This is a genomic window from Frankia canadensis (assembly GCF_900197875.1).
Lineage (GTDB): Bacteria > Actinomycetota > Actinomycetes > Frankiales > Frankiaceae > Frankia > Frankia canadensis.
The window spans coordinates 1-18,183 of record NZ_FZMO01000044.1; the positions used below are offsets into that span (position 1 = coordinate 1).

An 18,183-nucleotide genomic window follows, 5' to 3' on the forward strand; every position below is an offset into this window, starting at 1 on the left:
GCCGACCAGGTCGAGAACCGCGGGAGATCGGCTCGCGGGGTGGCCGGGCATCGCGGTTCGACCCGGACGCCTACAAGCAGCCGACTTCCCAGGCGCTCGCTACGGCGTGTAGATGATGTCCCAGAGGCGGGCGGTCATGTCGGTGCCGGTGGTGGCGAGCAGCAGGCCGAAGGGGGCGAACGCGCAGCTCATGACGGTGCTGCTGTGGCCGGTGAGGGTGGCGATCGCGGAGCCGGTGGCGACGTCCCAGAGCTGGGCGGTGTCGTCGGTGCTGGCGGTGGCGAGCAGCTGGCCGTCGGGGGAGAAGGCGCAGCTCTGGGCGGAGCCGGGCAGGGTGGCGACCGTCGTGCCGCTGGCGGCGTCGGTCAGGCGGGTGCCCTCGTTGCCGGCGGTGGCGAGCAGGGCGCCGTCGGGGGAGAAGGCACAGCCGCCGGTGAAGTTCGTGTGGCCGGGCAGGCTCATGATGATCTCTCCGACGGAGACGTCCCAGAGCAGTGTGCTCTCGGCGCCGGCGGAGACCAGCAGCCGGCCGTCGGGGGAGAAGGCGCAGCCGTAGACGGTGCCGCGATGGCCCTGCAGGGTGGCGATGTTCTTGCCGGACATCGCCCCCCAGAGCCGGACCGTGCGGTCGGTGCCGGTGGTCGCGACGAGGCTGCCGTCGGGGGAGAAGGCGCAGCCGTAGACCGGGCCGCGATGGCCGGTGAGGGTGACGGTCTGCCGGCCGGTGCCGACATCCCAGAGGCGGGCGGTCTTGTCGCTGCCGGTGGTGGCGAGCAGGTCGCCGTCAGGGGAGAAGGCGCAGTCGTGCACGACCAGGCTCTTGCGGCCGGTGAGGGTCAGCGCGGTGCGGCCGGTGGCCACGTCCCAGAGGCGGGTGCCGTCCTTGCTGGTCGTGGCGAGCAGCTTGCCGTCGGGGGAGAACGCCGCCGAGGTGACGTCGCGCTCGTGGCCCTTGAGGGTGGCTCGGGGCGTGACCTCGACGCGCAGCGAGGCGCGGCTGCTGCGCTCGAAGCCGCGCAGGTCCGCGCCGCTCGCCGAACCGCCGCCCGCGCCCGCGGCGCCGAGCGGGGCCGGACCGCTGGGCAGGGTCGTGGCCAGCCAGTCGGCGTCGCGCACGGCGGTGCCCGGGGCGGCGTGGGTGTGGATGAGGCTGCCGGGGGCGTCCATCGCCAGGTCGAACAGGGAGCCGTCGGTGAGCCGGACACGGGCCAGCACAGCGCCGGCGTCGAAACGCTCGCCCGGCTCGACGAGCCAGCGGACCATCGTCGCCCGCTCGCCCGGGATGTCCCAGCGGGCGGGCTGCAGCACCGGGTTCGGCCGCGCCGCGGTGGTCCGCCGGGTCGACACCGACGACGCCCACGCCGCGGCACCGAGGACGACGGCGAGCTCCGGGTCGACCGGGGTGAAGATCTGCTGCGCCGGCCAGTCGGTGCCGACGCCGAGCCGCCCGGTCAGGACGTCGGTGACCAGCGGCATCCGTGAGCTGCCGCCGACGAGCAGCACCCCGCCGAGCTTGTCCGGGCTGTAGCCGGCGACCTCCAGCAGATGCTGGCAGCAGGCCATGGTGCGGGCCAGGGTGGGCGAGGCGAGCTGGGTGAACCGGTCGCGCTGCATGCTCACCAGCAGGCCCGCCGGGCTGAACACGTCCTCCACGATCGGGATGTCGCTGAGCTGGTGCTTGACCGCGCGGGCGAAGTCGAGCAGCTCGTGGCGTGTGCGGCTCGCCGTCGTCTGGTACATCTCGCCGATCGGCGGCGGGTTGAGCAGCGGCTCCAGCCCCGGGCCGTACAGGCCGAGGATCTCGTCGAACAGGATCTGGTCGAGGTCCCGGCCGCCGCAGTCGTGCAGGCCGGCGTGGCTGAGCATCTCGTGCCGGCCGTCGGCGCCGGCGGCGACCAGGGCGCCCTCGAACGTGCCGCCGCCCAGGTCGAAGACGAGCATCAGCGAGCCGGGCTCGGGCGCGGCGCCGTCGAGCGGCGACCAGGCGGCCGCGACCGGTTCCGCGAGCAGGTCGACGTCGACGAAACCGGCGGCCTCCGCCGCGGCGATCATCAGCCGGCGCAGCGGGCCGGCCGGGTCGTAGCTGGCCGGGACGGTGATCACCGCCCGGGACAGCGCCTCGCCGCCGAGCTGCGTCTGCGCCTCGGCCTTCAGCGCGGCGATCGTCGCCGTGACGAGGGTGTGCGCCGGGTAGCCGCGACCGTCGAGAGGAACGGCGCCGTCGCGGGTCAGGTCCCGCTTGATCTCGCCGCGGTAGGCGGCCGGCCAGATCCGCTTGCGGCGCTCGGCCAGGGTGCCGACGATCAGACTGCCACCATCGACGAAGACGGACGCCGGCCAGCTCGCCGAGCCGCTTGCTGGCTCGCGGACCGGCTCGATGCGACCATCGACCGTCAGGGCGGCCCTGGCACTGCAGGTACCGTAGTCGATCGCGAGGATCGGCTCGCCCACGGCACCCCCTGTCCACGTTTCCGGTGGGCAGATCGTAGCGGCGCCGACGGCGGCCCTGCCGGCACCCTCGCTATATCCGTCACGATCGGGACGGATCGTCGGTATCCGGTCGCGGCCCGTGGTTGCGATTCTGGTACGGAGCGTGGACAAGCCGGGCCGCCGGTCTCCCCCGATGACCGGCGGCCCGCGGAACCACGCCGGTGCGCCCCCGATGCGGCCCCCGACGTCTACGCCCCCCCAGCCAGGCGCCCCGGCCCGTCCGCACCGGCGTGATCCCTGAACTCATCCTGCGGGATCCCCGGCGGCGAAACCATCCCCGAATCTTCAGGGGATTCCGCCGGTGGCGGCCCCGTCGATGCCCTGGCCGTTCCGGCGGATCCAGCCGGCCAGGTCCCGCCTGGTCGTCGCCCGGGATGGCCTGGTCCTCGCCCCGCCCGCCTGGTCCTCGCCCCGCTGACCTGGTCCTCGCCCTGGCGTCATCTCGGTCGGCTCGGTCGCCACCACGGCCTGCTCTGGTCGGCCACGACGCCGGCCAGGTCGTCGACCCGGGCGCGGACCAGCAGGTCGAGCCGGGCAACGAGGTCGACAGGCAGCGCCGCGCCCTCCCCGGGGACCATCCGCAGCCGCGCCACGACGGGCCCGCGCCGCGTGATCCGCACGGCCGTGCCCGCCAGCGCCTCCCCGGACGGTGCGGCCGGCGGGTCGCGGGCCAGCTCCCTGGCCCGGCGCGGGGTGGGCAGCAGCCAGCGCTCGTCGTCCACGCGGTACAGCACGGCGTCCGGCTCGCCCAGCCAGACGGCCCGTCCGTGCAGCATCGCGGCGTCGGCTGTGCCCCGGTCGAACGGGCCGGGCAGGTCGAGACCTGGCGACCGGATCAGCGTCAGCCCCGCGACGGGCAGCGCCTCGGTCTCGACACCGGCCCTGTCGATGGCCGCGGTGCCGGACGGGGTGTCGGTGAACAGGGCCTCGGCGGGCGGGGCCCCGGTGGACGGGGTGTCGGCGGACAGGGTCTCGGCGGTGAGGAAGGAGGCGAGGAAGGCCGCACGCAGTCGGCCGGCTCGCGTCTGCTCGCCGTCCGACCTGCCGGTACCCATCCCGACGAGGGTGTGGGCGCCGGGCGCCGCCGGCAATCCCACGAAAACGAGGGGCTCGCCGCCTGATTCACGGGCGGTGCGGGGAGGGTCCGCGGCGGACTTCCCGTGGGTGGGAAGCGTGCGCGGGAGACGGAGGCATCGTGTCGCGAACACCGCGTGTCGTGTCCGGTTTATCCCCCCGTTCGCGACACAAACTGTCGTGAGCCTGCCGCAACGCTGCCACGACCTGCCGCGCGAGGACGGCCGCGAAGATCACAACTTCGCGCGCGGGTCAGTCGAAGCCGAGTTCGCGGGCCCAGAGGGCGGCGGCGGTGCTGGGCGGGATCGTCGGCGGGGCGTCGGGATGGCTCGCGAGGTACTTCGCCCGCACCGTGCGCAGGTAGTCGGCGACGACGCTGACCTTCACGTTCATCGCGCGGGCCGCCTCCCGGTGGGACAGCCCGCGACAGCCGACGAGCACCATGACCTCGGCCTCCCGCGGGGACGGGCGGTGCAGGCGGCGCCGGCGCCGGGCGGCGTCGAAGATCCGGACGAGCCGCAGGTTCGCGTCCGGGGCGGTGAGGCCCTGCTCGGCGCACAGTTCGTCGAGCAGGTCGCCCTGGGCGAGTCCGCGCAGCAGATCGCGGGCACCGCCGTCGATCTCGTCGCGGGACAGTGGCCGGCGCTCCGCGTCGCGCAGCAGGTAGCCGGCCAGCCGGGCGGAGACATGATGGCCGTCGGCGGCCACGGCCGTCACCGCGGCGACGAACTGGTGGGCGGGCGCGGTCTTGTCGACGAAGCCGTGGGCACCGGCGGCGATCGCGTCGAGAACCTCGTCGGGCGTGGCGACCCCGGACGTCAGCAGCACCCGCAGACCGCCTTGGCGCAGATCGGTGACAGCGGCGGCGCCCGAGACCCCGGGCAGGTGCAGATCGCAGACGACGACGTCGGGGCTGGCGGCACGGTCGAACGCCTCCAGGCTCGGCGCGGGCGCCAGCACCGAGAATCCGGCACCCGCGAACCGCGCGGCCAGCGACTCGGTGGCGATCGGATGATCATCGATGATCGCCACCGAGATCGGCCGCCGCTGTCCGGTCATTCCCATCCCCCGCTCACCGTGCGCCCCGCTCCGCGTCCGGTGGTGCCGGCCAGCGCAGTGTCACCCGGACGCCGCCGCCGGGCCGGGCGTGCACCTCGGCCCGGCCGCCGTGGCGCAGGATCGCCGGATAGCTGCCGGCGAGGCCGCCACCGGGCCGCACGGTCGCCGGGTCGAATCCGACGCCGCGGTCACGCACCACGACGAGGACCCCGTCCGCGTCGCCCTCGACGAACAGGCTGACCTCCTCGACCGGGCCGGCGTGGCGGACGACGTTGCGCAGCGCCTCGCGGGTCGCCGCGACCACCGCCTCGCGGACCGGCTCCGGCGGCTCGTCGCGCACGGCGACGAAGTGCACGAGCGGCAGTCCCTCGTCGGCGAACATGTCGACGACCGCGGACATCATCGCCTCAAGCCCGCCGTCCTCGACCGTGTCCGCGGCGAGCCTGTCCGCGCGAGCCCGGGCCGCGCGAAGGGTGTCCGTGCTGGCCTGGCTTCCGGCAAGTCCGTCCGCGTCGAGTCCGTCCGCGTCGAAGCCGACCGCGATGACTCCGTGCGCGTCGAGCCTGACCGGGTGGACCCGGTGCGTCTCGAACCTGTCCGCGTGGGCTCCGTCGGCGCCGAGCCCGCCCGCGGTCGCTCCAGCGTCGAGTCTGCCCGCGGAGGTGCCGTCCGAGTGGGGTCTGCCCGCGGTTGCGCTCGCGTCGGTCGTGCTCGCGTCGGGTCGGCCCGCGTCGAGTCGGCCCGCGTCGGGTCTGCTCGCGTCGGGTCGGCTCGCGTCGTCCGTGTCAGGCCGAGCGCGGGGGGTGGACCGCAGGCCGCGAGGGTCCATGATGATGCGCCGGGCGCGCTGCGCGCCGCGCCTGGCCTCCCGGATCAGGGCGGGGCTGGGCGTGCCGCCGCCGGCCACGTGGTCGACGATCGGCAGCAGGTAGTCGTGGATCTCCCGGTGGGTGATCTCCCGCTGGCGCAGGCGCTCCGCCTCCCGCTCCTGCTCGACGGCGAGACGTGAGGCGGCCTCGGCCGCCTCCTGGGCCTGGGCGGTCCGCTCGGACAGCGCGCGCAGCTCGCGGGCGATGAGCAGCGCGACGACGTACCACAGTGCGAAGCCCAGCAGGTCCGAGCACAGCTTGAGGGTGACGTCCGGCAGCACGGCGAGGCTCCAGGCGGCCATCAGCACGACCACCGCGGCGATCCCGGCGACGCCGAGGCCCAGCGCGAAGCCGACGCCGGCCGGTGACACCAGGCTGAACGGCACCAGCTCCGTCATGATCTTGTTGCGGTCGTGGGGTCGGGCGGCGCGGGAGCCGACGAGCATCAGCGCCACGCAGAACGCCACGTCCGTGAGTACCAGCCGCCGGGACAGCCGGTTGCCCGGCCAGACCCGCCAGACGAACCAGGCGGCCTCGCCGATCGCCCCCGCGGCCACACCGGCGGCGATCCCCGGATACCGCAGCCGCGTCCAGCCGAACAGCGGGATGAGCACGAACGCCGCGCAGGCGGCCCGCGCGTAGCCGATCATGCGGGCCATCCGCTGCTCGGTGCGCTGGACGACGGCCCGGGGTGGCCCCGCGGTTCCGGCCAACCCGGTCATAGCTCGCAACGGTAGTGATCGATCACGGTGTCGGCCACCCCCCGCGACCGATCCGGTCGCGTCCGGTGTGCGACGCCCGCCGGACGGGCAGTTCCACCCCATGGAGACCATCTGCCGCAACGCCGTTCCCACCCCCCGGGAGCAGCCGAACCCCGTCGTCGCGGTGCTTCCGCCGCCCGGTCCGGGCCCCGCGCCGATGCCACCCGACCCGGTACCGCCGGGGCCAGGCCCCGATCCGGTGCCGCCCGGTCCCGATCCCGATCCCGTGCCGCCGGCCCCGGGCCCCGATCCGGTGCCGCCCGGTCCCGGTCCGGATCCCGTGCCGCCCGGTCCCGGTCCGGATCCCACACCGATACCACCTCCGCTGTGAGGATCCGGCCTGTCGGCACCGTGCCCGGCGCACCCATCACGGGTAGACCTCTGGCATGACGTATCGACCGGCGGGCATCCCCGCACCGAAGCTGAGTGACGCTGACCTCGTCCGGGAGCTCCGCCACCTGCACCGCACCCGGCACGACGCCTTCATCGGCGGCAGCGAGGACGCGTTCGAGACGCACACCGCCCGCATGCTGGAGCTGGAGCGCGAGTACCTGCGCCGCTTCCCGGACGCGGTCAGCCCGGACCCGCGCCGGACGCGCGCGGGCCGCCGCCGCGCCGCGGGTGTCCCGGTCTGAGCGGGTTCCGCGGCGGGATGACGGGCCGCGGCGTGCGGCCCTGTCGGATGACGGGGGGGTCGTCTGACGGGGGGGTCGTCGACACGTCGACGGGGTTGGTGGGTCGGCGGTCAGCTGGTGGTCTGGGTGAGGGTGTCGACGTAGATGCCGAACAGGGCGTTCGCGTCGGGGGCGCGGTAGGCACGGCCGCCGCCGGCGTCGGCCAGCCGCTGCAGTGAGGTCATGTCCGCGGCCGGGTCGCAGGCGATGATGATGAGCTGGACGGGGTGGCGCGGATCGAACGCCCCCCGGATCGAGGCGACCGCCTGGTCGAGAGTCGGTTCGTTGGTCGCCACGGTGCGGCGCCGGTCGCCGCCCGCGGCTGTGCCCGCGTCGGCGTCGGTGGCGTCGCCGTCCGTGAGCACGATGACCTCGTTGAGCCGTCCGGCGACGTGGTGCTGGGTGCGGTCGCGGACCGCCGTGACGATCGTCGAGTAGAGGTCCGTCACCCCGGAGGGGCGCAGCGAGCCGGGGGCGGCGGTCAGGTCGTCGCGGTGCGTGCCGACACGTCCCGGGGAGTCGAGCGGGGCCATCGGTGCGAGGACACGGTGCCCGCCGGGCAGCTCGCCGGAGAACTGCCAGAGCTCGGCCTGGTTGTCCCCGTCGAACAGGGCGAGGCCGTTCTGGATGATGTCGGCCGCCGTCCGCAGCCGGGTCCGGCCGGGATCGTCGATGCGCCCCAGCGCCATGGACCCCGAGGTCCCCAGCGCCATGGACCCGGAGGTGTCGAGGGCGACCAGGGTGGCCGCGCGCTGACGGGCATGCCGGAAGAAACGGCGGGCAGTGCCCAGGACGGTGTCCGAGGCATCCGTGCTGGCCAGCTTCGGCGGGGTGGCCCGGACCCCGTCGACGACGCTGAGTGTCGAGGCGAGGCCGCCCGGGTCGTCCTGGCCGTCGAGCTCGGCAGGGGTGCGGAAACCGGCCGTGGTCAGTGCCCGCCGGCCGGCGTCACCGCGGACGTAGTCGAGGAAGGAGCTCGCCGCGGCGTGCTTGGCCTCCTGGTCGGACGTCCGGGTGAGCACGACGTACGGCACGGTGGCCGTGAACGACCCGTCCGACGGGTAGGACGCGACCAGCGAGACGGCCAGTGACGTGCTGTTGCCGGCCGTCAGCCCGCGATTGTAGGCGATCACGTCGGATTCCAGGGCGGGGAACGCCGACGGCGCCGGGCCGCCTCCCGTCTGCGCGGTGTCCGCCTGCCCGTCGGCACCGACCGAGGCGGTGGAACCGGCGACCCCGTCACCCCCGGCGCTCCCGGTGCGGAGGGCGGCGAACAGCTGGCTGTCGTACTGCGGCAGCCAGGAGATCGAGTGCTCGAGCCGCAGCACCACCGCCTGCGCGCCCCGGTCCTGGTCGAACGTGCCGGCGGTCATCTCGGCGGGGGCCACGGCGCGCCCGGTGCTGACGGTGCCGATGACCGCGCGCAGCGCCGCGGTGGAGTTCTCCGGGTTCGCCATGGCGAGGCGGAACTCCCCCCAGCCAGGCTGGCCGTGGGCCGCCCAGAAACCGGGCGTGGTCGCGGCGGCGGACAGGTCGGCCCAGGTCATGTGCCGTTCCGGCCAGCCCAGGACCTGGGCCTTGTCGCGCGGCATGGCGATGACCACCGGCGAGCCGGCGATCGTCGTCGCCCTGGTCGGCAGCTGCTGGGCGGTCGCGGTTGACTCCTGGCCGAGTTCCAGCCAGTCCGCGGACTCGGGGATCCACACGTCGGGACTGGCCGTGTCGGAACCGTTCATGTGCGCCAGAGCATCGAGTGCCCGGTCGGACGGTGTCGACGTCACCGTCAGGGACACGCAGGCCCCGGCCGCTCCGGAGGAGTGCGCCCGACTGAAGGCGGTGGCGAGCTGGTTGACGGGGGTCGCCAGCGACGGCGCGGTCGTGATGTTCAGGGTGGTCCGGGGGGTGCCGTCGGCGCAGGTGTCCTGCGGGCCGCGGTGCAGCACGGACGCGGCCGCGAAGCCGATGCCGGTCACCGTCAGGCCGCCGAGGAGGAGGACCGCCACGCCGGTGAGGGCGCCGCGTCCCGCCCGCCCGCGCGGACCGCGAGGCCGGACGGCGGGAAGGACCCGCGTGATCGGGGAGATCCACGCGACCGGGCCGCGCGGGCCGCCGCGAGAACCACCACCTGGGGACCGATGACGGGCGCCGGACACTTCGGACGTCCTTTCACGGGGAGCGTCGCGTCTGGTGCGGACCCGTCGCCACCTCGATGATGTGACTGCAGTTCTCGCCGAGCCCGCCGCGCGACGGTCAAGCTTCCGCCCAGCCGGCTCCGCGTGCCGTGGAAGCTTTCGGCTGGGAGTGGATGCGGCGGCGTTGTTCCCCGTGTAGGTTTACGTACCGCCGATAGTGCGCGGTCGCGGGCCCTGCGTCAGCTCATCTTGGAGTGCCGGGGTTCGGCGTTGTTCATCCGTTTCCCACGTCGTTGCTGTGGTGTTCTCGCTGGCCGCGGAACGCCGGTGATCAGCCGGCCGGTGGGCGCTCGCCGTCGGCGAGCAGATCGGCGTAGGCCGGATGGCGCTCGATGTACGCGCGGATGTAGGGGCACTGAGGGACCACAGCCAGGCCGTGGGCGCGCACGTCGTCGAGGGTGCCGGCAGCCAGCGTGCTGGCCACGCCCTGCCCCTCGAACTCCGGGCGGACCTCCGTGTGGACGAGGACGATCCGGTCCGGGCGCCGCTGGTACTGCACGAAGCCGGCGACCTCGCCGTCGGGCGTGCGCGCCTCGTACCGGTGCCGGTCGGGATTGTCGATGACAGTCAGCTCCATGCCCCGATCCTGCCGCACTCCCCGCCGGCGGTCCCGGTCGGCGGCAACGCGCAGGTCGGCTGGGGTGTCGACGTCGGCGGGGGTGCCGAGGTCGTCGCAGGGGATCTGGCCGACCTCGCCGGGATGCGCGCGCAGCCACGCCCGCGCGCCGACGTCCCCGCGGGCGAGGGCGGCGACCGCTGCCCACGCCGGCCGGCGCAGCAGGACGGGATGACCCGGCTGGCCGTGGTAGGTGGCGGTCAGCGCCAGCCGGTGCTCGTGGCCACCGCCTGGCGTCGCGGCCAGGACCAGCCGGCGGACCGCGGCGGATGTCAGCCCCGGCTGGTCGACCAGCGTGACGACGACCGCCTCGACCGCCTCGACCGCCTCGGCAAGGGTGGCGAGCCCGGTGCGCAGAGACGCGCCGATGCCTTCGGTCCAGTCCTCGGCCCGGGCCAGCAGCACGTCCATCGGCCCGTCCGACCCAAAGCAGACCAGTTGTCCGGACAAATCGGAAAGAGTGCACGACTCACTCGGTTGGATCGTGGCGGCGACCTGGTCCGCGGCGGCGCCGCCGACGACGACGATCGGTCGGCAGCCGCCGTCGGCGAGCAGGCGCACCCCGCGCGCGGCGAGCGTCTCGCCGTCGATCTTCACCAGGGCCTTCGGCTGCCCCATCCGCCGCCCCGCCCCGGCGGCGAGCAGCAGACCGGCCACCACCACCGCCGGCCGGTCGGTCGCGTCCGGGCGCGTGCTGCGCGGGTGACGGACCATCGGCGGCTGCGCTCCTCGGCTTCGCGTGCGTTCTGGCTGTGCTACATCCTGGCTGTGTTACACCGTCTCGCTGACCTGGCCCAGGGCCAGGGTCAGCTCCAGGCGGGGCCGGACCCGGTGGCGGAGGAACTCGATGATCCGCTCGTCGAAGACGGCGTTGTCGTCGCCGGTGACCATGTGGTGCGCGCCGACGACGTCGCAGTAGTCGGCATGCGGCACGAGATCGAGGAAACGGCGGGCGTCCTCGCGGCTGAGCACGTCCGACTGGCCGCCGCGTACCAGCAGGGTCGGCAGCCGCAGGGTCGCGGCCACCCGGGACAGCGACTGCTCGGACGGCCGGCCCAGCCGCCGGTGGGGAGCGTGGTTCGCGGGCGGGAAGACGAAGACCGGATCCCAGTGCCAGAACCAGCGGCCGTCCGCCTCCCGCAGGTTCTTGCGCAGACCGCTGACGTCGCGGGGGCGCTCGCGGTGCGGCAGGTAGGCGGAGACCGCGTCGGCGGCCTCCTCCAGCGAGCCGAAGCCGTTCGGGGCGGCCTGCATGAACTCCGTGATCCGGCCGGTACCGCCGCGCTGGAGGAACGGGGAGACGTCGACGAGGACCAGGCCGCGGGCGATCCCCGTGTCACGGCCGAGGGCGCTCAGCGCGGAGATGCCGCCGAGGGAGGCGCCGACGAACACCGGCGGCTGGTCGAGGACGGCGCGCACCGCCTGGACGTCGTCGGTGAAACGGTCGAACGAGTAGTCGCCGTCGGGCGACCAGCCGGAGTCGCCGTGGCCACGCAGGTCGACCGACAACGCGTACCAGCCCTCGTCCGCGAGCCGGCGTGCCGTGCGCCGCCAGGAATGGCGGGTCTGGCCGCCGCCGTGTAGCAGTACCACCGGGGGATCCGTGGGCTGTCCGAAGGTGTCGGCGGCGAGCGAGAGCCCTGCCGACGGAATGCGCAGGGACGGAGTCAGCGAGTCAGAAGGCACGTAGGCCAGTATTAGCACGCTCAATGGCGACGCGCGCCCTTCGGCGCCTACGCCGCCGCTGGGACGGCCCGGTCAGGACTGCGTGGACTCGGCCGGCTTGCGCTCCGGACGCCAGGAGGTGGCCAGCAGCAGGGCGGCGCCCCCGATGCCGAGGATGACGGCGATCAGGCCACCGACCCAGCCGTCGAGGTCGGTGTCGATTCCGATCGCGTGGTCCAGCGACGCCGTGCCCGGCCCGAGGATGCCGATCGCCGCGCAGACCACCCCGATCATCAGGACATACTCGTAGCCCTGGCCCGGCCGGAAGATGAAGAAGCCGTTGGTGCGGTGCGCCGTGATGCCCGCGACGACCATCGTGCCCATCAGCGCGCCGGCGCTGAACGGGGTGAGGAAGCCGAAGACGAGGCCGAACCCGGCGCCGAGCTCGACGAGGCCGGATGCCCACGCGTGCACGATGCCCGGGCGCAGGCCCATGCTCTGGAACCAGCCTGCGGTTCCCTTGATCCCCCCGCCTCCGAGGACATGGTTGTAGCCATGGGCGACCAGGGTGAGACCCACAATGACCCGGAGCACCAGGGCCGCGGTGTCAGGCGATGTCACGTGTCCTCCTCGAGACGGGCATACCTGGAGCGCCTCCGGCCAGCGCGCCGGTGTCGCAGCGCCGACAGTAGCGGGTCGATGGGGAACACACGTTAATTGCAATTAATGAGATCTAAGCAAATTTGTTCGCTCAGGGCGGAACATGCTGGTGGGCGGCCACTTCAGGGCGGCCACTTCAGGGCGGCCACTTCAGGGCGGCGCGGCAAGGTCGCGGGGTAGGCGGTCCACCCTGACGCCGTCGGTCGAGCCGAGCGTCCCCTCCGCGGCGATGACCCGATGCCAGGCCGCGTTCAGGCGGCGCCGCAGCGAGGCCGATGTGGCGTGGTCGTCAAGGGCGTCGGCGATCGGCCAGCACGCGGTGCCGGCCGGGTCGGACCAGGTGGGTGTGTAGGTCAGGCCGGCGACCAGCCAGCCGAGGGCGGTGCGCCGCACCTGTGCGGTCAGCAGCAGCCCGACGCGACCCGGGCCCGGGTCCGCCGCGCCCGCGCCGCCGATGGCCGCGTCCCTGTCGGTCGGTCCGAGGGCGGTGCCGAGGTCATAGGCGACGAAGCGCCCGGCGACCCGTTCGACGGGCAGGGGACCGCCGCTGCCGGCACCGAGGATGAGGTCCACGGCGGGCGAGGCGAGCAGGTCGCGGGCGAGGGCGCGCTGGTGCGCGGTGACGGTCGCCTGGCCGGGGTGACCCCAGTGGACCTGCACGATGACGAGGTCGGCGCCGTGGTCCCGGGCCCGCTCGGCGTCGTGGGCGACCCGGTCCGCGGTCAGGGCGGAGTCGTCGCGATAGCGCAGCACCGTGACACTCATGTCGCGCACGGTTATCGCCTCGGTGGCGGCCTCGGCGTCGGTGCCGGCGTCGGTGGCGCACTGGTCGAGGCCGACGGCGGCGAGCGCGTCCGTGGCGGCTCGCGGGCCGGGCGCGACGAGCCGGCAGAGGGCGAGGTCGGCCGAGGTGCCGTAGCCGCGCAGTCGGGCCAGTGCGGTCCGGGGATCGGTGACCCGGGACAGATCGATGTCGCCGGCGGCGACGAGGACGACGGAGGTGGCCCCGGGTTCAAGGCCCGCGGGTCCGCCCACCCGACCGGCCCCGGCGGTCCCAGCTGACGCGCCGGACGCGCCGTAGGCGACGTCGCCGTGCGTGGCGCCGCCCCTGGGAGGCCCGGTGTGGGGGAGCCCACCGGGCAGGGCGCGCAGGATGGCTGCCCGCGCACCGCCGTCGGGCCCGTCTCGGTCGGGACGACCCGCCGGGGATGAGGTGGCGGGCCGGGCGGCCTCGCGCCCGTGGAGCGGGGACGAGGCGGTGATGCCGACAGTGCCGACCGCGAGAACAACGAGCCCGACGACAGCGAGTCGCCGATGTGCGGACGGGTCTGGAGACGGAGCGCCCGCCGCCTGGAGGTGACGCCGGGTGCCGTGCCGACGGAGTCGCTGCATCGTCCTCGGTGCGGGTCGGGTCTGAACGACAACCTTCCGCTACCGAGGGTAGTCGATGTGTGACGCTCGGGCTAGCGCGGGCCGCCCTGGTCGACGATCCGCGTCAGCATGGACAGCAGCGCGCCCTGTTCCTCCTGCGACAGAGGCGCCAGCAGTTTGTCGTTCATCTGCTCGATGCGATCCGCGACCTGCCCGTGGGTCGACTCACCGCGTTTGGTCAGCCGTAGGACGTTGCGCCGGCCGTCGCGCGGGTCGCGGACCCGCCGGATGAGACCTCGCTGGACGAGCCTCGCCACCACGTCGGCGACCGTGGACCGATCGAGCGACGCCCGTTCGCCGAGCGTCCGCTGATCGATGTCGGGATCGGCCAGCAGGCTGTTGAGGACCACGAACTGTGGCGGCGTCGTCTCGGTGGAGACGGTCGTCGTCCACAGCTGGTACGTGACCTGCTGCAGTCTGCGGGCAAGCTGACCGGGATGGCTGGACATGTCCACCACGCCGCTGGTGCTGGGCGGCTCGGCCGGCTGCGCGGGCAAGGCCGCCGGTCCTGTGGCGCGTTGCCCGGGTAGGCGCTCGCCGGAATGTTCCAGCGCGCTGGTGTCATCACCGACACCCCTGGGCAACTGGTCGGATCGTGTGCGCGCGTTCAGGGTTCGCTTCCAATCCGGTGTCGAAGTGGGCGGCCGACGAGTTCGCCGCAAAGGTCATCATCGCTCATGTCGGCGCTCGTTGTCGCCAGGGTGTCAGAATCGGGCGGTGCACTGGCGGCGAAGCCGTAACTCCTGTGGCATGTAGTGAAATTATAACTACGGATAACCAGACATCGTGGGACTTGAGCAGTACGCTCGTCACCGCTTCGGGGTAGCCATTCGGGATGTCGTGCACGTGACAGTGCCAAGCCGCCGACACGCCGCCCGGCACGGGAGGTGCATCACAGGGCACATGCGGGTAGTGGCAGCGGTATGGAGGATGCGCCCAGAGGTCTGCGGGAGAGTCTGAAACGGGTCGCCGTGACCCTGAAGGAGGCGGACATCCCGTTCGCCCTCGGGGGAAGCTACGCGTGCTGGGCCCGCGGCGGCCCCGAGCCGGTTCACGACGTCGATTTCATGCTCCGGGAAGAGGATGTTCCCCAGGCGGTGGCCGTTCTCGCCGCCGCCGGCCTTCGACCGGTCGATCCGCCCGAGGACTGGCTCACCAAGGTGTTCGACGGCGAGGTGCTCGTCGACCTGATCCACCATCCGGTCGGGCGCGCGGTCACCACACAGATGCTCGAACGCTCCAGCGAGATGTCGGTCGACTCGGTCCGGATGCCCGTCCTCGAGGCGACCGACTGGTTCGAGATGACCCTGTTGGCGCTGGAGGAGCGGTACTGCGATCTGGCCCGGGTGTTGCCGATGATCCGGGCGATGCGTGAACAGGTCGACTGGGATCAGGTGCGCCGATCCACCGCGGCGTCGCCGTTCGCCGAGGCCGCGTTGCTGGTCGCCACACGACTCAGTCTCATTCCCCCGGCGGATGGCGACGCGGTCAGCGGCGTCCGCCGGACACCGACTGGCGGGAATGTCCCGGTGACCGGTCGGAATGTGCCGATGAGTCCGGCCCCCGCCGCATTCCCGTCATCCGCTGGCGGCGCGGCCGGAGAACCCCAGGTCGGCCAGCGCGCCGGTCCGAGCACGGACGTCGCCGGCGGCGCCGGCGGCGCCGGCGGCGCTGACGACGCGGCCGGTGCCGCCCTGGCGGAGGCCGACCCGAGCGGGCCGGCTCGGCGTGGCGCGGCGGCCTGCGCGGGCCGGGGACGAGTCCGCGGGGACGGCCCGCGCGCGTCCCCCGGGCCGGCGATCGGCACCGCCGCGGCCGGCCGGATGCCCGCGGGCGGTGCCCGGGCCCCGGGCGGGGCGTCCGGGGCCGGCGCGGGGCCCGGGTCGGGCGCGTGTCTGGACCTCACCGAGGCGGACGAGTATCTGGCCGGTGACCTGCACGAACTTCTCGCGGCGGATCCGCGGGTGGCGGAGCTCGGCCTGGAGGTGGTTCTTCGGGAGGGCTGCGTGCTCGTCGTCGGCGAGGTCGCCACCGACGCCCGCCGCCAGGCGGTGACCGAGGTCGTCGCCGAGGCGTTGCCCGGCCGGGCGGTCCGCAACGAGGTCACCCTGATCTACCGCGGCGCGGTCGACGCCGACACCGAGGACCTGGATGTGGAGACCATCCCATGACGCATGGCGTTCCCGCGCCGGTCCATCTGCGGACGCCCCCGGGGCCCACGATCCGCGTCGCCGCGGTCGGTGACATCCACCTCGGCGTGGACAGCGGCGGCGGCTTCGCGCCGGTCGCCCGCGGTCTCGCCGGGCGTGCGGACGTGCTGCTGCTCGCCGGCGACCTCACCCAGCACGGCCTGGTCGCGGAGGCCCGCGTGGTCGGCGAGGAGGTGGCGGACGCGGAGATCCCGATCCTCGCGGTGCTAGGCAATCATGACTATCACGGCGACGCGGAGGGTGAGATCACCGAGATACTCGCCGACGCCGGCGTGACGGTCCTCGAAGGCGACGGAGCGGTCCTCGACATCGGCGGGGTACGGCTCGGAGTCGCCGGAGTCAAGGGATTCGGAGGTGGCTTTGCCGGCGCGAGCGGAAGCGACTTCGGTGAGCCCCTGATGAAGGCCTTTGTGCGGCATACCAAGGACCTGTCGGCTGACCTGCAGTTTGCACTGGAAGGACTGGACTGTGATATTCGGGTGGCATTGACCCATTACGCCCCGGTACCGGAGACGTTGATCGGGGAGCGAGCGGAGATCTATCCGTTCCTTGGGAGCTACCATCTCGCCGAGGCGGTCGATGCGGGGGGTGCGGATCTTGCCCTGCACGGGCATGCTCATGCCGGTTCGGAACGCGGGTCGACGGCGGGCGGAGTACCGGTTCGCAATGTCGCTCGACCTGTGATCGGAAAGCCCTGCGCGCTCTACGAGATCAGGGTGCCGACGACCGTTGACCGGGAATCGGCAGGGAGTGCGGGGGAGTGGCGCTCGGCGGCTCTGGTCGCGCCGACCGCCACCTGATTCCCTACGCCGTATCGCCCGTTCGGCCCACGGTGGACCGTCCGCCGCGCATCGATCGGCCGTGTGGGGCGCGCCGGCGGTCGGTGCACGGGCCACCCGCCGATGGCCCGATCGGGGGGCGGGGAAGGACCTTTCCGGCGGGGTGAGGTGCTGCCCCGAACGGGGGATGCCTGCCCGATATATCCGCGATCTGGGTGTCGGTGGGCGGTGCGGGAGCCCCGAACGGGTCAGCCGTCCGGGCCACCGGCGAGCCGCGTGGACCACCTCGACTGGCATGGCCCGTCCGGGCGTCACGGTCTCGTCGGCGCAGGGCCCGATCGGGGTCCCGCAACCCGATTGGGGGAGCACTGCCGGGCGGCCGCGCGCCCGCCGGGCGGATGCCCGAGCCCATGGGCCGTCCTCCGGTCCACGACCGCGGCCTGTCCAGCGGGCCCACCAGGTGAACCAGGTCGTCCGTCGGGGTTTGCTTCGTGCGCCAGCGCGCACACCACCTTGGTGGCGTGGTTCCGCGCGGGTGGTGTGGCGCGGCCGCGACCCCCACAGATCGGGCGCTGTCCGCCGCGGCGGGCGGTCCGCGATCCGCCCGCCCGCCGCCGTCCAGTGGGGCCCGTCCAGGAAGGGAGCGCCACGTGGTAGTCGATCGGGGAAGCAGCAAGCACGGACCGCTGCGCGACGAGATCATGGCGCACGAGACGGTCGGGCTCGTGCGCAGCGGTCGGGACACCCGGCTGGAGGAGTGGCGCTCGACCGAGCCGACCGGTGAGCGGCACGACGAGGACACGGCCCATCCGGACGCCGCACGGCTGCGGGCCGCCCCCGCGTCGGCGGCGACGCGCGCCGCATCCACTGCCGCCGGGTCGGCGCCCGCTGGCATGACGCCCCTGGAGCTCGACGATCGTTCCGAGCTCGCGCGCTGGCTGGGCCGAGCGGTCTTTCCCGCCGAGCGGGAGGAGATCATGGATCACCTGCGCCACCAGCACGCCCCGGACTGGGCGGTGGGCAGGGTGGCCGCCGCACCGCCCGATGTCCAGTTCACCTCGGTCGGCGAACTGTGGCGGGCCATGCGATCAGCCTCCGCCGCATACTGACCGTCCGTGGTGGGAGGAAGGGGTCGCAGCCGGCCTCCCCCGGGCGGGGGATCCCGCTGTCGACCATCCGACGCACGCTGGCCGCAGTGCCAGGTCAGGTGAGAAAACCCTGCCAGGACAGGGAAAACAGCCAGGGTCAGGGAATGTGGCGTGCATCATGGAACTGACGGCATGACCCCGGCACCCTTGGGGCACAGAGCAACCATGGGACGCACCGTGCTGGATCGACGGTCACGCACAGCAACCGAGCGTGGCTCGGGTTCCCGAACCGGGACCGCCGCGAACGGCGCTCGCCCGACCGGGCGGAGCCGTTCCGCCTCCCCGCCCGCCACTTCTCCGACCTCTCCGGCACCGGCCGATCCCGCCATCGCGCGGCCCTCTTCCGTGCCCCCCGCCGTCACCCGACCGACCGATGCGGGGCTGTCGGGCATCCGACCGCCCGCCGCCGGGTCGTCCGCCGCCGGGTCGTCCGGTGTGAGGTCGTCCGGTGTGAGGTCGTCCGCCACTGGCCCGTCCGTCGCCGGGCTGACCGACGTCCGGCCGGGCAGAGCCCGCTCATCGGCCGGATCCGGCCGATGAGCGGGCTCTGCCCGG

14 protein-coding genes are annotated in these 18,183 nt (G+C 73.7%); 4 read left to right on the forward strand and 10 right to left on the reverse strand.

What is annotated here, in order from left to right:
• Positions 1-99: 99 nt before the first annotated feature.
• From C1A33_RS05325 to C1A33_RS36265, 4 genes are all read right to left on the reverse strand, one after another.
• Entirely contained in the window at positions 100-2,451 is a 2,352-nt protein-coding gene (locus tag C1A33_RS05325) for an Hsp70 family protein (RefSeq protein ID WP_101830403.1), read from the reverse strand.
• A gap of 476 nt (positions 2,452-2,927) precedes the next feature.
• Entirely contained in the window at positions 2,928-3,587 is a 660-nt protein-coding gene (locus tag C1A33_RS05330; protein ID WP_243407215.1) for a hypothetical protein, read from the reverse strand.
• A 229-nt stretch (positions 3,588-3,816) separates the two neighbouring features.
• Entirely contained in the window at positions 3,817-4,623 is an 807-nt protein-coding gene (locus tag C1A33_RS05335; RefSeq protein WP_101830404.1) for a response regulator, read from the reverse strand.
• A gap of 13 nt (positions 4,624-4,636) precedes the next feature.
• Positions 4,637-6,214: a sensor histidine kinase gene (locus tag C1A33_RS36265; protein ID WP_243407216.1), complete on the reverse strand. Its 1,578-nt coding sequence runs from the start codon at positions 6,212-6,214 to the stop codon at positions 4,637-4,639.
• Between the two features lie 425 nt (positions 6,215-6,639).
• Between C1A33_RS36265 and C1A33_RS05355 the strand changes: the two genes are divergently transcribed.
• Complete coding sequence (locus C1A33_RS05355; RefSeq protein ID WP_101830406.1) at positions 6,640-6,888, forward strand: DUF6158 family protein; 249 nt, start codon at positions 6,640-6,642, stop codon at positions 6,886-6,888.
• A gap of 110 nt (positions 6,889-6,998) precedes the next feature.
• Here the strand turns inward: C1A33_RS05355 and C1A33_RS05360 are convergent, their stop codons facing one another.
• From C1A33_RS05360 to C1A33_RS05385, 6 genes are all read right to left on the reverse strand, one after another.
• Positions 6,999-8,930 (reverse strand): substrate-binding and VWA domain-containing protein, encoded by a 1,932-nt coding sequence (locus C1A33_RS05360; RefSeq protein WP_243407217.1) that lies wholly within the window; start codon positions 8,928-8,930, stop codon positions 6,999-7,001.
• 460 nt (positions 8,931-9,390) lie between these two features.
• Positions 9,391-10,449 carry a GNAT family N-acetyltransferase gene (locus C1A33_RS05365; protein ID WP_101830408.1) on the reverse strand — a complete coding sequence of 353 codons (1,059 nt, stop codon included), beginning with the start codon at positions 10,447-10,449 and terminating at the stop codon, positions 9,391-9,393.
• A gap of 57 nt (positions 10,450-10,506) precedes the next feature.
• Positions 10,507-11,328: an alpha/beta fold hydrolase gene (locus C1A33_RS05370; RefSeq protein ID WP_243407218.1), complete on the reverse strand. Its 822-nt coding sequence runs from the start codon at positions 11,326-11,328 to the stop codon at positions 10,507-10,509.
• A 165-nt stretch (positions 11,329-11,493) separates the two neighbouring features.
• Positions 11,494-12,021: a DoxX family protein gene (locus C1A33_RS05375; RefSeq protein WP_101830410.1), complete on the reverse strand. Its 528-nt coding sequence runs from the start codon at positions 12,019-12,021 to the stop codon at positions 11,494-11,496.
• A gap of 189 nt (positions 12,022-12,210) precedes the next feature.
• Positions 12,211-13,452, reverse strand: a complete 1,242-nt coding sequence (locus tag C1A33_RS05380) for a CapA family protein (RefSeq protein ID WP_101830411.1) — start codon at positions 13,450-13,452, stop codon at positions 12,211-12,213.
• 71 nt (positions 13,453-13,523) lie between these two features.
• Entirely contained in the window at positions 13,524-13,949 is a 426-nt protein-coding gene (locus C1A33_RS05385) for a MarR family winged helix-turn-helix transcriptional regulator (RefSeq protein ID WP_480014307.1), read from the reverse strand.
• Between the two features lie 513 nt (positions 13,950-14,462).
• On the opposite strand from C1A33_RS05385, the gene C1A33_RS05390 reads away from it, so the two are divergent.
• The 3 genes from C1A33_RS05390 to C1A33_RS05400 all read left to right on the forward strand — a co-directional run bounded on the left by C1A33_RS05390 (position 14,463) and on the right by C1A33_RS05400 (position 17,589).
• Positions 14,463-15,662, forward strand: coding sequence for a BON domain-containing protein (locus tag C1A33_RS05390; RefSeq protein WP_243407219.1), 1,200 nt, complete (start codon positions 14,463-14,465; stop codon positions 15,660-15,662).
• Positions 15,659-16,501 (forward strand): metallophosphoesterase family protein, encoded by an 843-nt coding sequence (locus C1A33_RS05395; protein WP_101830413.1) that lies wholly within the window; start codon positions 15,659-15,661, stop codon positions 16,499-16,501. Before C1A33_RS05390 ends, C1A33_RS05395 begins: the two co-directional genes overlap by 4 nt.
• A 629-nt stretch (positions 16,502-17,130) precedes the next feature.
• The gene (locus tag C1A33_RS05400; RefSeq protein ID WP_101830414.1) at positions 17,131-17,589 is read left to right on the forward strand and encodes a DUF2795 domain-containing protein; all 459 of its coding nucleotides are present in this window, start codon (positions 17,131-17,133) and stop codon (positions 17,587-17,589) included.
• Positions 17,590-18,183: the final 594 nt, after the last annotated feature.